Genomic DNA, 15,647 nt, shown 5'->3' on the forward strand with positions numbered 1-15,647 from the left:
GATGCCAGTGAATGGGCTGGCGCACCGGGACGCCTTTGGGCTTGATCTTGGTTAATGCCGTGTTCGGTGGCACAATTGCGCCCGCAACCCTAGGCCCTTCCCCAGCCACAGTCGCATCCGCCAATCGGTTCAGCCGTGTCGCGGAAGGTTTCTTAACCAGCTAATGCTTTCCCAAGGAAAGCGGAGGTCAGCGGAATATGAGCGATACGACATCCGTCTATCAAGCCTACCAAGGCAACACCTATCTCTTCGGCGGCAATGCGCCCTATGTCGAAGAGATGTACGAAAACTACCTTGCCAACCCTGGCAGCGTGCCTGACAACTGGCGCGAGTATTTTGATGCGCTGCAGCATGTTCCCGCAGTAGACGGTAGCAATGCCAAGGACGTTCCGCACCTGCCTGTGGTCAATGCCTTTGCCGAGCGCGCCAAGGCCGGTGGCACCAAAGTGGTGGTCGCCAGCGCCGACGCCGAAATGGGCCGCAAGCGCACAGCCGTTCAACAACTGATCGCCGCATACCGCAACGTTGGCCAACGCTGGGCCGACCTGGACCCCCTCAAACGCACTGAGCGCCCACAGATTCCCGAGCTGGAGCCGTCGTTCTACGGCTTCACCGATGCCGACCAAGAAACCGTGTTTGACACCAGCAACACGTTCTTCGGCAAAGACAAAATGGCCCTGCGCGAGCTGCTCAATGCGCTGCGCGAAACGTACTGCGGCACGCTGGGCGCCGAGTACATGTACACATCGGACCAGAACCAGAAGCGCTGGTGGCAGCAAAAGCTGGAAAGCATCCGCAGCAAGCCGAATTTCACTGCCGACAAGAAGCGCCAGATTCTGGACCGCCTGACCGCTGCCGAAGGCCTGGAACGCTTCCTCCACACCAAGTATGTGGGCCAAAAGCGTTTCTCCCTGGAAGGTGGCGAGAGCTTTATTGCCTCGATGGACGAACTGATCCAGTCTGCTGGCGCCAAGGGCGTGCAGGAAATCGTGATCGGTATGGCCCATCGTGGCCGTCTGAACGTGCTGGTGAACTCCCTGGGCAAGATGCCCAAGGACTTGTTTGCCGAGTTCGACCACACCGCACCCGAAGAACTGCCTGCCGGTGACGTGAAGTACCACCAAGGTTTCAGCTCGGACGTGTCCACCGCTGGTGGCCCAGTGCACCTGTCGCTCGCTTTCAACCCTTCCCACCTCGAAATCGTGAACCCTGTGGTGGAAGGCTCGGTGCGCGCTCGCATGGACCGCCGTGGCGACCCCAAGGGCAGCCAAGTGCTGCCCGTACTGGTGCACGGCGACTCCGCCTTCGGCGGCCAAGGTGTGAACCAGGAAACCCTGGCGCTGGCACAGACCCGTGGTTACACCACTGGCGGCACGGTGCACATCATCATCAACAACCAGATCGGTTTCACCACGTCCGACCCACGCGACATGCGCTCGACCGTGTATTGCACCGACATCGTCAAGATGGTCGAGGCCCCGGTTCTGCACGTCAACGGTGATGACCCAGAAGCCGTGGTGCTGGCCACCCAACTGGCGCTGGAGTTCCGCATGGAGTTCCGCCAGGACGTGGTGGTGGACATCACCTGCTTCCGCAAACTGGGCCACAACGAGCAGGATACCCCTGCATTGACCCAGCCGCTGATGTACAAGAAGATTGCCCAGCATCCCGGCACGCGCAAGCTGTATGCCGACAAGCTGGCGGCTCAGGGCCTGGGTGCTACTCTGGGCGAAGACATGGTCAAGGCCTACCGCGCTGCCATGGATGCCGGCAAGCACACGGTGGACCCTGTGCTGACCAACTTCAAGAGCAAGTACGCTGTGGATTGGTCGCCCTTCCTGGGCAAGAAGTGGACTGACGCTGGTGACACGGCAATCCCTCTGACCGAGTGGAAGCGCTTGGCCGAAAAGCTGACCACCATTCCTGCCACCGTGGCACCGCACCAACTGGTGAAGAAGGTGTACGACGATCGTGCAGCCATGGGCCGTGGCGATGTGAATGTGGACTGGGGTATGGGTGAAACCATGGCCTTTGCTTCGCTGGTGGCCAGCGGGTACCCAGTGCGCCTGTCGGGCGAAGACTCGGGCCGTGGCACGTTCACGCACCGCCATGCCGTGATTCACGACCAGAACCGCGAGAAGTGGGATACCGGCACCTACGTGCCGCTGCAAAATGTGGCCGAGAACCAGGCTCCGTTTGTCGTGATCGACTCGATCCTGTCCGAAGAAGCCGTGCTGGGCTTTGAGTACGGCTACGCTGGCTCTGACCCCAACAGCCTGGTGATCTGGGAAGCCCAGTTTGGCGACTTTGCCAACGGTGCACAGGTTGTGATTGACCAGTTCATCGCCTCCGGCGAAGTGAAGTGGGGCCGTGCCAATGGCCTGACCATGATGTTGCCCCACGGCTACGAAGGTCAGGGCCCAGAGCACAGCTCTGCACGCCTGGAGCGCTTCATGCAACTGGCCGCCGATGCCAACATGCAGATCGTGCAGCCCACCACGGCCAGCCAGATCTTCCACGTGCTGCGCCGCCAGATGGTGCGTGATCTGCGCAAGCCGCTGATCATCTTCACGCCCAAATCGCTGCTGCGTAACAAGGACGCGACCTCGCCGCTGTCTGAGTTCACCAAGGGTGGGTTCCAGACGGTGATTCCTGAACAGGATGACGCTATCGAGAAGAAGGCCGCCAAGGTCAAGCGCGTGATCGCTTGCTCGGGCAAGGTCTACTACGACCTCGTCAAGAAGCGTACCGAGAAGGAAGCCGACGATGTGGTCATCATCCGCGTCGAGCAGTTGTACCCCTTCCCGCACAAGGCTTTTGCTGCCGAGCTGAAGAAGTACCCCAACGCGACCGACATCGTGTGGTGCCAGGACGAGCCACAGAACCAGGGTGCCTGGTTCTTCATCCAGCACAACATCCACGAGAACATGCTCGAAGGCCAGAAGCTGGGTTACTCCGGCCGCGCTGCTTCGGCATCGCCTGCCGTGGGTTATTCGCACCTGCACCAAGAGCAGCAAAAGGCTCTGGTGGACGGCGCGTTTGCCAAGCTCAAGGGTTTTGTACTGACCAAGTAAGGCCAGCCAGCCCATTTTTAAAAACTGTCAGAACAAACCCCATTCCCGAAAGAATTGATATGGCTATCGTAGAAGTCAAAGTCCCTCAGCTGTCCGAATCCGTGGCCGAAGCCACCATGCTGACGTGGAAGAAAAAAGCAGGCGAGGCCGTCACTGCCGATGAAATCCTGATCGAAATCGAAACAGACAAGGTGGTGCTGGAAGTGCCTGCACCGTCGTCTGGCGTGCTGTCTGAGATTGTTCAAGGCGACGGCGCTACCGTCGTGGCTGAGCAGTTGATCGCCCGCATTGACACCGAAGGTAAGGCGGGTGCAGCTGCTCCGGCAGCTGCAGCCCCCGCGGCACCCGCTGCTGCACCTGTGGCCGCCGCCGCTGCAGTCACCGGTGGTTCCAAGGCCGATGTGGCCATGCCTGCAGCAGCCAAGCTGCTGGCCGACAACAATCTGTCGGTAGGCGATGTGGCTGGTTCTGGCAAGGACGGCCGCGTGACCAAGGGTGACGTGCTGGCGGCTGTGGCCGGTGGTGCCAAGCCAGCTGCGGCGGCACCCAGCGCCATTCCCACCGGTGTGCCCACGAAGGTGTTGCCCCAGGTGGCCGCTCCTGCGCCCGCTAGCCTGGGCGATCGCCCAGAGCAGCGCGTGCCCATGAGCCGTCTGCGTGCCCGCGTGGCCGAGCGTCTGCTGCAGTCGCAATCCACCAACGCCATCCTGACCACGTTCAACGAAGTGAACATGGCCCCCGTGATGGACATGCGCAAGAAGTTCCAGGACGCGTTCACCAAGGAACACGGCGTGAAGATCGGCTTCATGTCCTTCTTCGTGAAGGCGGCTGTGCACGCCCTCAAGAAGTACCCTGTGCTGAACGCCTCGGTCGATGGCAACGACATCGTCTACCACGGCTACTTCGACATCGGTATCGCCGTGGGTTCGCCCCGTGGCTTGGTGGTGCCCATCCTGCGCAATGCAGACCAGATGAGCTTTGCAGATATCGAGAAGAAGATCGCTGAATTTGGCCAAAAGGCCAAGGACGGCAAGCTGGGCATTGAAGAAATGACCGGCGGTACCTTCTCCATCTCCAATGGCGGTACGTTCGGCTCCATGCTGTCCACCCCCATCATCAACCCCCCACAGTCGGCCATCCTGGGCGTGCACGCCACCAAGGACCGTGCAGTGGTCGAAAACGGTCAGATCGTGATCCGTCCGATGAACTACCTGGCAATGTCTTACGACCACCGCATCATCGACGGCCGTGAAGCCGTGCTGGGCCTGGTTGCCATGAAGGAAGCGCTGGAAGACCCATCGCGTCTGCTGTTCGACATCTGATCGAGCCCTGAGACCTGAAACCCACCTGTGAAGCCTGGGCGCAAGCACTGCGCGGCGCTCTCATCGGTGGGTTTTTCTTCAACTGAATCAAAGAGATTTCCTATGAGCAAGCAATTTGATGTGATCGTGATTGGTGGCGGCCCCGGCGGCTACATCGCCGCCATCCGCGCCGCCCAGCTGGGCAAGAACGTGGCCTGTATCGACGAATGGAAGAACGACAAGGGTGGCCCCGCGCCAGGCGGCACTTGCACCAACGTGGGCTGCATCCCCTCCAAGGCGCTGCTGCAATCGTCTGAGCACTTCGAGCATGCCAACAAGCACTTTGCCGACCATGGCATCACGGCCACCGATGTGAAGATCAATGTGACCAAGATGATTGGCCGCAAGGATTCCGTGGTGAAGCAGAACAACGACGGCATCCTGTACCTGTTCAAGAAGAACAAGGTCAGCTTCTTCCATGGCCGCGGTTCGTTTGTCAAAGCCACCGAAGGCGGCTACGAGATCAAGGTGGCGGGTGCCGCTGAAGAAACCTTGGTTGGCCAGCAAATCATCATCGCCACCGGCTCCAACGCCCGTGCGCTGCCTGGCACGCCGTTTGACGAAGAGCTGGTGCTGTCCAACGACGGCGCGCTGCGCATTGGTGCCACGCCCAAAAAGCTGGCACTGATCGGCTCTGGCGTGATCGGCCTGGAAATGGGTTCGGTGTGGCGCCGCCTGGGTGCTGACGTGACCATTCTGGAAGGCCTGCCTACCTTCCTGGGCGCGGTGGACGAGCAGATTGCCAAGGAAGCCAAGAAGGCTTTCGACAAGCAAGGCCTGAAGATCGAGCTGGGCGTAAAGGTTGGCGAGATCAAGACGGGCAAGAAGGGCGTTTCGATCGCTTACACCAACGCCAAGGGCGAAGCCCAGACGCTGGACGCCGACAAGCTGATCGTCTCCATTGGCCGTGTGCCCAACACCATTGGCCTGAACACCGAAGCCGTGGGCCTGGCCCTGGACGAGCGTGGTGCCATTGTGGTGGACGGCGATTGCAAGACCAACCTCCCTGGCGTGTGGGCTGTGGGTGACGTGGTGCGGGGCCCGATGCTCGCGCACAAGGCCGAGGAAGAGGGCGTTGCCGTGGCCGAGCGCATTGCTGGCCAGCATGGTCACGTGAACTTCAACACCATCCCCTGGGTGATTTACACCAGCCCCGAAATCGCTTGGGTGGGTCGCACCGAGCAACAACTCAAGGCCGATGGCGTGAAGTACAAGGCGGGCACGTTCCCCTTCTTGGCCAACGGCCGCGCCCGCGCGCTGGGCGACACCACGGGCATGGTCAAGTTCCTGGCCGATGCAGCCACGGACGAAATCCTGGGCGTGCACATCGTGGGCCCGATGGCCTCCGAGCTGATCTCTGAAGCCGTGGTGGCCATGGAGTTCAAGGCGAGCGCCGAAGACATCGCGCGCATCTGCCATGCCCACCCCTCCTTGAGCGAAGCCACCAAGGAAGCGGCCCTGGCGGTGGACAAGCGCACGCTGAACTTCTGATTTCAGAGTTTCAGTCAAAATGGCCTCTAGCGCTCTATATATAAGCGCTAGCAGCTATTGATTTAATAGCTAACCCTCGCGCCATCGCGGGGGTTAGCCTTTTCTGAGGCATCAACACCGTGAGTGTCAAACAGGCGTACCTGGCCGAGCTGGCCGCCAAGGGTTTTCAAAGCGATCCAGCACAGCTACGTGCGGTCGATGCTTTGCAGCGCTGTGCCGACGACTGGAGCACCTACAAGGCCAAACGCTCCAACGCGTTCAAAAAGTTGGTGAACCGGCCGGACATTCCCAAGGGCGTGTACATGTACGGCGGGGTGGGGCGGGGCAAGAGCTTTTTGATGGACTGCTTTTTCAATGCGGTGCCGCTCAAGCGCAAGGTGCGTCTGCACTTTCATGAGTTCATGCGCGAAGTGCACCGGGAGTTGGCGGCGCTGCAAGGCACGGTGAACCCGCTCGATGTGCTGGGCGAACGCATCTCCAAGCGCTACAAGCTCATCTGCTTTGACGAGTTCCACGTGGCCGACATCACGGATGCCATGATCCTGCACCGCCTGCTGGTGGCGTTGTTTGAGAACGGCGTGGGGTTTGTGACCACCTCGAACTTTGAGCCCAATGGTCTTTACCCAGACGGCTTGCACCGTGACCGCATCCTTCCGGCGATTGCGCTGCTCAATGAGCGCATGCAGGTGATCAGCGTAGACAACGGCACCGACTACCGGCGCCGTACGCTGGAGCATGTGAAGCTGTACCACACGCCCTTGGGCCCTGAGGCCGACGCGGCGATGGACGATGCCTTCAACCAGCTGGCCGAGGTGCACGACGAAGACCCGGTGCTGCACATCGAAGCTCGCGAGATCCGCGCGCGGCGCAAGGCGGGCGGGGTGGTCTGGTTTGACTTCCAGACCCTGTGCGGTGGGCCACGTTCGCAGAACGACTATCTGGAGATAGCCACGCAGTTCCACACGGTGTTGTTGTCGGGCGTGCCTTACATGCCGGTGAACATGGCGTCACCCGCACGGCGCTTTACCTGGCTGGTGGATGTGCTGTACGACCGGCGGGTGAAGCTCATCCTGTCAGCCGCTGTGGCCCCTGAGCAGTTGTACACCGAGGGTCCTTTGGCCCATGAATTTCCGCGCACAGTGTCGCGGCTCAACGAAATGCAGTCCAAAGAATTTTTGGACTTGGAGCGGCGTTTGGTGGATACGGGGCTGACATGAAAAAGACCATTGCATCGGTATGGGGCCTGGCGGCGTGCGTCGCTGTGTTGTCTGCAGGCCAGGCGGCAGCCCAGCCTCGTGACGCAGATCTTTCCCCGCATGAGGCGCTGCGCGCAGCATCCGCGCAGCGGGCGGCACAGCGTTCGGGTATCGAGCAAGAGCGCAAGCAGAACCTGGCACAGCGCAAGCAGACAGAGGTGAAGTGCTACCGCCTCTTTGCTGTGGAGGATTGCTTGCGCGATGCCCGCAACGAGTGGCGTCAGGTGGAAACACGGCTGCGGGCCCAAGAGGTGCAAATCAACGATGCGGAGCGCAAGGAAAAGGCTCAGGAGCGTCTGCGCCAGATTGAAGACAAGCAGTCCTCTGCTGCCGATGCCTTAGGGCCTGCAGGCGCAGCGTCTGCATCTTCTGCCACGGTGCGCAACCCACCGCAGGGGGGGGGGAAGCCAGCGGCCCGAGAGAAATCTCCAGGCACGGTGGTGCTGCGTGACCGTGAGGCCCAGGAAAGGGCCAGCCAGCAGCGGGCTCGCCAGTCTTCGCAGGCCGCTGAACAATCAGCCCGTGAAAGAGAAAGTGCCGAGCGCGCAGCCAAGGCCCGCCAACGGCGGTTGGATGCGGAAAAAGCCTCAGAGGTGCGCCGGGCCCGGCGAGACAAAGAGCAGGCCCAATCCGCCGCGGATGGGCACAAGCCCGCAGCACCTTTGCCCACGCCACCGTGAATGGAGAGCCATTGGTCGGGGCCGAATGACCGGTGGCCCTTGCTGATGGCCCAGCCTTGAGCGATGCAAAGCAAAACGGCCCGCCAGAGAACTGGCCGGGCCGTTGGGTGGCTGTGACGGTTGGGGTGGGATCAGGGGGTTGTGCTTACCAGCCTGGCGTGCTTTTTCTCTTCAGCCAAGGCTTCGATCTTGACAATCACCAATGACAGGTTGTCGCCGCCCCCACGGGCACGTGAGCGGGCTTTTTCAATCAAGAACTCCGTGGCTTCGCGCGGTGACAAGGACTCCACCACCGAGGCCAGTTCGGTGGGCGAGAAGTAGTGCCAGACCCCGTCGCTGCATGCCAGCAGGACATCACCAGGGCGCAGTTGCGAAATCATGTGGGGTGTTGCTGGCGGATCGCTCTCGGTGCCCAGGCAACCCACCAGGATGTTGGAGTGAGGGTGGTTGTTGGCCTCGGCTTCGGTCAGCTCGCCCCGGTCTACCAGGGCTTGCACATAAGAGTGGTCGCTGCTGCGGTGGATGAGCCGCCCGCCTTGGAAGTGGTAGATGCGCGAATCGCCTGCGTGCACCCAGTGGCAGTCACCACGGGGGTTGATGAGGAAGGCAGCGATGGTGCTGTGAGGCTCTTGCTCGGCGGAAATGGCCGTCAGCCGGATGACGATGTGGGCCTCTTCCACCATGGCTTTGAGCATGGCGGCAGGGTCGTCTGTCTCTGGGGAGTAGCGCTCAAACAGCTGACGGGCCGTCATCATGACCTGGTCGGAGGCTTTGCGGCCCCCGCTGCGCCCGCCCATGCCGTCGGCCACCACGCCCAAAACACAGCCGTTGTGCCGATTGTGTGAAATCAAGGCCACTTGGTCTTGCTGGTATTCCCGGTCACCTTTGTGGATGCCGGTGGATGCGATGAGACGGAACGCTTTGGTCATGCTGGGGATTGTGGTGCGTGGTAGAACGCTGCCGGTCATTATGAAGCGCTGAGCCGCGTATTATCCGCCTGCCTGTGGCGTTTTTGCCATGGCGGGGCTGCCGCACAGCTTTGCGCACTGTTTGGGATGCATTGTGTTGTGGCGCCAGGCTGCGCAGGGCGGTGCGGGGTCTGGAGATTTTTGCTCCGCTTGCGCGGCCGCTGCGTTGGGCATGTTTCGAATGCCCCAGTGTCTTCAGCCTTTCCACTTTCTTTTTGTTGAGCCATGCCACAGGACTCCGCTGCGCCTTTGTCTTCCCCTTCGGTTTTGGGCGCGGTGGTGGAGTCCGTATTCGTGGGCGACGGCCTGCTGGCCCGGGCGGACCCTTTGTATCGGCCGCGCGCGGGGCAGGTTCAGATGGCGCTGGCGGTGTCTGGCGCCATCGAGTCAGGTGGCGCTTTAGTGGTAGAGGCAGGCACGGGCGTCGGCAAAACCTATGCGTATTTGGTGCCCGTGTTGCTCAGTGGGGAGCGGGCTTTGGTCTCCACGGCCACCAAGGCTTTGCAGGATCAGCTTTGTTCGCGCGACATCCCCAGATTGCTGGAGATTTTGGGGATTCCGGCGCGCATCGCATTGCTCAAAGGGCGAAGCAGCTACCTGTGCCTGCATCGCATGGCGCTGGCGCGCCACGACATGGCCGTGCAAGGTGGACAAATGGTGCGTGTGCTGGCGAAGGTCGAAGACTGGTCGCGCAGCACCCGCTCGGGTGATCTGTCTGAACTCACGGGCCTGGATGAGCGCTCGCCAGTGATCCCACTGGTCACCTCCACCCGTGACAACTGCCTGGGCTCGCAGTGCCCCAGAGCCAAAGAGTGCCATGTGAATCTGGCGCGTCGCGAAGCCATGGCGGCTGACGTGGTGGTGGTCAATCACCACCTGTTCTTTGCCGATGTGGCTGTGCGAGAGTCGGGCGTTGCCGAGCTGCTGCCCTCGGTGCGCGTGGTCATTTTTGACGAAGCACACCAACTGAGCGACACCGGTGTGCAGTTTTTGGGGGTGCAGCTGACGTCCGGGCAAATCCAGGAATTTGCGCGTGATGTGCTGGCTGCAGGGTTGCAGCATGCGAGGGGCTTTGCTGATTGGTTGGGCCTGCACGCTGCGCTGGAAGAGGCCGCGCGCCGATGGAGCGAAGTCGCCGGGGCAGACGGGACAATGCCATCCAGGCGCGGCTGGTGGCATGGTGCGCCAGAGGGCCTGGATCTGCCACGCTGGCAAGCGGCCATGGAGGGGCTGGAGCAGGTATGCGCACAGGCGCAGAACGCTGTTGAGGCCTTTAGTGAGGTCGCGCCAGATATGGCCCGGCTGGCCGAACGGGGGGTGGCGCTGCTGTTGCGGTTGTCCAGGTTTCAGGGGCTTTGCCCGGAGGGCTATGTGCGCTGGCTGGAGGCAGGAGGCGGCTTGCGCTTGGTGGAGTCGCCGCTGGACATTGCCGAAGCCATGCGCACCCGTTTGCTGGCCACCGCGCAAGAAGCGGTGGATGAGGATGGATGGCCTGCGCCAGCTCGGGGGCCCTCACGCGCCTGGGTGTTTACTTCAGCGACGCTGGGGCACGATGCCGAGTTGTCCTGGTTTGTGAAGCGCTGTGGGCTGGAGGGCGCTCGCATCTTGCGGGTGGAGAGTCCGTTTGACTACAGCAGCCAGGCAGGGTTTTTTGTGCCGCAGGACTTTCCTTCGCCGTCAGATCCCCAGCACGGCCCGTCGGTAGCCGCCTTGGCAGCCCAGGCTGCAGCGACTTTGGGCGGACGCACCCTCATCCTCACCACCACGCTGCGGGCGCTGGGCGTCATCGCATCCACGCTGCGTGAGCAACTGGCCAAGCATGGGGCACTGCTGGAGGTGCTGGTGCAGGGCGAGTGGCCCAAGCGCAGATTGATGGAGCGTTTTCGGGCGGGCGAGGCGCAGGGGCAAAAAGGCTGCATCCTGATCGCGTCCATGGGCTTTTGGGAGGGCTTTGATGTGCCTGGCGATGCGCTGCAGTTGGTGGTCATCGACAAGCTGCCCTTTCCTCCGCCGGGGGACCCGCTGGTAGAGGCGCGCACCCAGCGCATTGAGGCAGCGGGTGGCCGAGCGTTTCAAACTTACGCTTTGCCCGAGGCGGCTGTGGCCCTCAAGCAGGGTGCTGGCCGGTTGATCCGGCGCGAGTCGGACCATGGCATTTTGGTGGTGTGCGACCCACGCTTACTGACCAAGGGCTACGGCAAGCGGTTGGTGGCGGTGCTGCCGCCCATGCGGCGCCTGCAAACCCCCGAATCGTTTCAAGAGGCGCTGCAGGCGCTGGCCGAGATCACCAGAACTTCCACCAAGGATCTGACTTGGTCTTGAAGCCACCGTCGCGCAGGTAGCTGCTTTGGGGGTAAGACGTGGCCATGACGCGGCGAGCGTCATCGCGCAGTTGGGTCATGCCCAGGGCATCGTAAGAGCGAACCAGGATGTACAGCGCTTCTTCCAGTGCGGGGACATCCTTGTAGTCGGCCAGTGCAACTTGTGCCCGGCTCACGGCTGCCACATAGGCTCCGCGCTCGTAGTAGTAACGTGCCACATGCACTTCGTACTGGGCCAGCGAGTTGACGATGTAGGTCATGCGCTGGCGAGAGTCCTGCGCATAGCGGGATTCGGGAAAGCGGGTGACCAGATCACTGAACGACTCGAAGGAGTCCTTGGCCGCCTTTTGGTCGCGTTCTGAAAGGTCCTGGCGAGAGATCCATGAGAACAGACCCAGGTTGTCATTGAAATTGACCAAGCCTTTCAGATACAGCGCGTAGTCCAGCGCGGGGCTGGCGGGATGTAGCTTCATGAAGCGATCCAGGGTGGCGATGGCCTGGGCTTTTTCGCCTCCCTTGAATTGGGCGTAGGCCTTGTCCAATTGCGCTTGCTGCGCCAGGGGGGTGCCAGCGGCACGGCCTTCGAGCTTTTCCAGCAGCGGCACGGCCTTGTCGTAGGCACCGCTGCTCATTTCATCTTTCGCTTCCGAGTGGATGCGGTTCGGACTCCAGCCGGCGGTTTTGTCTTCCGGGGTGCTGGAGCAACCGGCCAGCACCAGGGACGCTAGCAGTACAGAGCAAAGAGGCAGTGGGGCAAGACGCATCGCAAGCAGCTTTCAGGCAATTAGAAGAACCTAATCTTCCACGAGTGGGGCGGGGCGGACTGCCAATGCAATCCTCCTGCCGGGGGCCACAGATTGAAGCGGCATTGTAATGGCCTCATTTGTCCCCTCAAATTCCTCGGCGCTGGCGAATGGAAGCGTGGGCGCCTTTCTACAATGGAGGGCATGTACGTTCACTTGCGCCTGCACACAGAGTTCTCCGTCGTTGACGGTACCACCCGCATCGATGAGGTCGTCAAGGCCGCTGCGGCAGACGGGCAGCCCGCCCTTGCCATCACCGATCTCAACAATCTTTTCGGCGCCATCAAGTTTTACAAAGAAGGGCGCGGCAAGGGTGTCAAGCCGGTGCTGGGCGCCGAAATCTATCTGGAGGGTGAGGCGGGCGCGGACCCCACACGGTTGCTGCTGCTGGTGCAAAACAAGCAGGGTTACCTGAATCTGTCGGAATTGCTGGCACGCGCCTGGACCAAGAACATTGTCAAGAATCTGGCGGTGTCCACCTGGGCGTGGCTGCAGGAGTTGTCCGATGGGCTGATCGCCTTGTCAGGTGCGCAGGCGGGGCCTGTGGGCCAGGCTTTGCTCAAGGGCGACGAGGCGGGGGCTTCCGACCTGGCGTTGAGGCTGGCGGGTATTTTCACCCACCGGTTCTACGTTGAGTTGCAGCGCGCAGGCCGTGCGGACGATGAAAGCCATGTGGTGGCTGCCGTGCAATTGGCCGCTCGGCTGAACTTGCCTGTCGTGGCCACGCATCCCGTTCAGTTTTTGACCGCCGAGGACTACGAGGCCCATGAAGCCCGGGTGTGTATCGCTGGTGGGGAAATTCTGGCCAATCCGAAACGGGTACGGCGTTTTACGCGCGAGCAGTATTTCAAGACTGCTGAGCAGATGCAGGCGTTGTTCTCGGATGTGCCGTCGGCGCTTGCCAACACCGCAGAAATTGCCAAGCGGTGCAGCCTTACCCTGGTGCTGGGCAAACCGCAATTGCCTGCGTTTCCCACGCCCAACGGCATGCCTGCCGAAGAGTACTTCCGCTTCGCATCGTTTGAGGGTCTGGAAGAGCGCCTCAAACACTTGTTCCCTGACGAGGCCAAGCGCGACAAGGAGCGCCCGCGCTACGTGGAGCGACTGGAGTTTGAGCTGGGCACCATCCTCAAGATGGGGTTCCCAGGCTACTTCCTCATCGTGGGCGACTTCATCCAGTGGGCCAAGGCCAATGGCTGCCCTGTAGGGCCGGGCCGGGGGTCGGGTGCGGGCTCGCTGGTGGCCTATGCGCTCAAGATCACCGATCTGGATCCGCTGGAATACAACCTGCTGTTTGAGCGTTTCCTGAACCCCGAGCGGGTATCGATGCCCGACTTTGACATCGACTTTTGTCAGGGCAACCGTGACCGGGTGATCGATTACGTGAAGGAAAAGTACGGCAAGAATGCCGTGAGCCAGATTGCAACGTTCGGCACCATGGCCGCCAAGGCCGCGATCCGCGACGTGGGGCGGGTGATGGACATGAGCTACACCTTCTGCGATGGCATCTCCAAGCTGGTGCCTGGCAAGCCGGGCATGTCCTACACCTTGCAGTACCCGCCCGAGGTGAAGAAAGAGGGCGACAAAAACAACTACGCGCTGGAGCTGGAGCCCATGCTCTACGAGCGTGTGCGCAAGGAAGAAGACGTCAAAACCGTCATCGAGATGGCGCAAAAACTCGAAGGCATGACGCGCAACATCGGCATGCACGCTGGGGGCGTGTTGATCGCGCCGGGCAAGCTCACTGACTTTTGTCCGCTGTACCAGCAGCCCGGCAGCGAATCGGCCGTGAGCCAGTACGACAAGGACGACGTGGAGGCCATTGGCCTCGTGAAGTTCGACTTTTTGGGTCTGGCGACGCTCACCATCCTGGAGATTGCGCGCGAGTTCATCATGAAGCGCCACAAGGGTCAGGAGGGCTTTGCCTACGAGAACATTCCGCTCGACGATGGCCCCACCTACCGGCTTTTTTCAGAAGGCAAGACCGAGGCCGTGTTCCAGTTTGAAAGCCGGGGCATGCAGGGCATGCTCAAAGAAGCCCGCCCGAGCCGTCTGGAGGACTTGATTGCGCTCAATGCGCTGTATCGCCCGGGTCCTATGGACCTGATCCCCACCTTCGTGAACCGCAAGCACGGCAAGGAGCCGGTGGAGTACCCCCACCCGTTGGTCGAGCCTGTGCTGGCCGAAACCTACGGGATCATGGTGTACCAGGAGCAGGTGATGCAGACCGCCCAGGTGTTGGGGGGCTACAGCCTGGGCGGCGCCGACATGCTGCGCCGCGCCATGGGCAAGAAGAAGGCCGAGGAAATGGCCGAGCACCGGGAGATCTTTCGCAAGGGGGCTGCGGAAAAGAACATCAGCCAGGACAAGGCTGACGAAGTGTTCGACTTGATGGAGAAGTTTGCGGGCTACGGCTTCAACAAGTCGCACGCTGCTGCTTATTCGCTGTTGGCGTATCACACCGGCTGGCTCAAGGTGCACTACACCGCTGAGTTTTTCTGCGCCAACATGACCGTTGAAATGGACGACACCGACAAGCTCAAGGTGTTGTACGAAGATGCTTGCAAGAACTTTGGGCTGAGCTTTGAGCCGCCTGATGTCAATCGCGGCTTCTACCGGTTCGAGCCAGTGACCGACAAGGTCATTCGTTACGGGTTGGGCGCCATCAAGGGCACGGGTCAACAAGCCATCGAGGCCATGGTGGCCGCGCGCGAAGGGCGCGGAGAGGGGCCACAGGGCAGCACCAAGGGGCCTTTCAAGAGCTTGTTCGATTTTTGTGTGCGGGTAGACAAAGGTCGGCTGAACAAGCGAACGCTGGAGGCGCTGATCAAGGCCGGGGCCTTTGACTCCATGAACATGAATCGGGCCTCGCTGGTGGCGTCGATTGACCGCGCCTTTGACTTTGCTGCGGCCACGCTGGCCAACGTGAACCAAGGCGGTCTGTTCGACATGATGGGCGATGACGCCCATGGCTCCAGCACGCAAGAGCCCGATTTGGTGGACGCAATCCCCTGGGGCATCAAAGAGCGACTGACCCAGGAAAAAACAGCGGTGGGTTTCTATCTCTCAGGCCACCTGTTCGATGAGGTGGCGGGGGAGGTGCGCAAGTTTGTGCGCACCCAGATCGATGAATTGCTGGACAGCCGCGAGCCGCAGGTTTTGGCAGGCATCATCAGTGATTTCCGGGTCATCAATGGCCAGCGCGGCAAGCTGGGCCTGTTCAAACTGGACGACAAGTCGGGAATGATCGAAGCCTCGGCAGATGAGGCACTGCTCAACACCTACCGCAATCAACTCAAGGAAGACGAGTTCGTGGTGATGATGGGGCGCCTGCAAATGGACCACTTCAGCGGCGGGCTGCGCGTGAAGGTGCAGCAGGTGTGGGACCTGGCCGGTGCACGGTGCCGTTTTGGCAAATACCTGCACATTGCTATGGGCGACACCCAGCCGGATGTACGCCGTTTGGTGTCAGAGTTTCCGCCCCACAAGGAGGAAACTGAGTCGGGCGACATTTTGCATGGGCTGCGCGTTCGCATGGGCGTGCGTTGCCAGTCTGATGCCGGAGGGGCCGTTGCCGAGTTGCAACTGGGTGAGGGCAGCCGGTTTTTTCCCACCGATGCTGCGCTGGCCGCCTGGAGTGCGCAGGCTGGCAGTGGCACCACCACGGTGGTGTACGAATAGCCGTGATTGGGG

At 61.3% G+C, this 15,647-nt stretch carries 9 protein-coding genes; 7 read left to right on the plus strand and 2 right to left on the minus strand.

Annotation, left to right across the window (positions count from 1 at the left end; all coding sequences use genetic code 11):
- Positions 1 to 197 precede the first annotated feature (197 nt).
- From CLU86_RS06365 to CLU86_RS06385, 5 genes are all read left to right on the plus strand, one after another.
- Positions 198 to 3,074: a 2-oxoglutarate dehydrogenase E1 component gene (locus tag CLU86_RS06365; protein ID WP_099741042.1), complete on the plus strand. Its 2,877-nt coding sequence runs from the start codon at positions 198 to 200 to the stop codon at positions 3,072 to 3,074.
- Positions 3,075 to 3,133: 59 nt separating this feature from the next.
- On the plus strand, positions 3,134 to 4,396 hold the full coding sequence (gene odhB, locus CLU86_RS06370; RefSeq protein ID WP_099655335.1) for a 2-oxoglutarate dehydrogenase complex dihydrolipoyllysine-residue succinyltransferase: 1,263 nt from the start codon (positions 3,134 to 3,136) through the stop codon (positions 4,394 to 4,396).
- A gap of 102 nt (positions 4,397 to 4,498) precedes the next feature.
- Positions 4,499 to 5,926, plus strand: a complete 1,428-nt coding sequence (gene lpdA / locus CLU86_RS06375; protein WP_099741043.1) for a dihydrolipoyl dehydrogenase — start codon at positions 4,499 to 4,501, stop codon at positions 5,924 to 5,926.
- Positions 5,927 to 6,045: 119 nt separating this feature from the next.
- Positions 6,046 to 7,143, plus strand: a complete 1,098-nt coding sequence (gene zapE, locus CLU86_RS06380; protein ID WP_099741044.1) for a cell division protein ZapE — start codon at positions 6,046 to 6,048, stop codon at positions 7,141 to 7,143.
- The gene (locus CLU86_RS06385; RefSeq protein WP_099741045.1) at positions 7,140 to 7,862 is read left to right on the plus strand and encodes a hypothetical protein; all 723 of its coding nucleotides are present in this window, start codon (positions 7,140 to 7,142) and stop codon (positions 7,860 to 7,862) included. Before zapE ends, CLU86_RS06385 begins: the two co-directional genes overlap by 4 nt.
- Before the next feature lie 131 nt (positions 7,863 to 7,993).
- Here CLU86_RS06385 and CLU86_RS06390 read toward each other — a convergent pair whose 3' ends face one another.
- Positions 7,994 to 8,791 (minus strand): PP2C family serine/threonine-protein phosphatase, encoded by a 798-nt coding sequence (locus CLU86_RS06390; protein WP_099655339.1) that lies wholly within the window; start codon positions 8,789 to 8,791, stop codon positions 7,994 to 7,996.
- A gap of 264 nt (positions 8,792 to 9,055) precedes the next feature.
- Between CLU86_RS06390 and CLU86_RS06395 the strand changes: the two genes are divergently transcribed.
- Entirely contained in the window at positions 9,056 to 11,152 is a 2,097-nt protein-coding gene (locus tag CLU86_RS06395) for an ATP-dependent DNA helicase (protein ID WP_233194842.1), read from the plus strand.
- On the opposite strand, the gene CLU86_RS06400 is transcribed toward CLU86_RS06395, so the two are convergent.
- Positions 11,115 to 11,915 carry an outer membrane protein assembly factor BamD gene (locus CLU86_RS06400; RefSeq protein ID WP_099741046.1) on the minus strand — a complete coding sequence of 267 codons (801 nt, stop codon included), beginning with the start codon at positions 11,913 to 11,915 and terminating at the stop codon, positions 11,115 to 11,117. The two genes, CLU86_RS06395 and CLU86_RS06400, sit on opposite strands and share 38 nt — an antisense overlap.
- Before the next feature lie 183 nt (positions 11,916 to 12,098).
- Here CLU86_RS06400 and dnaE point away from each other — a divergent pair, with 183 nt between their 5' ends.
- On the plus strand, positions 12,099 to 15,635 hold the full coding sequence (gene dnaE, locus CLU86_RS06405; protein WP_099743353.1) for a DNA polymerase III subunit alpha: 3,537 nt from the start codon (positions 12,099 to 12,101) through the stop codon (positions 15,633 to 15,635).
- Positions 15,636 to 15,647 lie beyond the last annotated feature (12 nt).

Origin of the sequence: Acidovorax sp. 62, from assembly GCF_002754495.1 — a bacterium.
GTDB lineage: Bacteria > Pseudomonadota > Gammaproteobacteria > Burkholderiales > Burkholderiaceae_C > Acidovorax.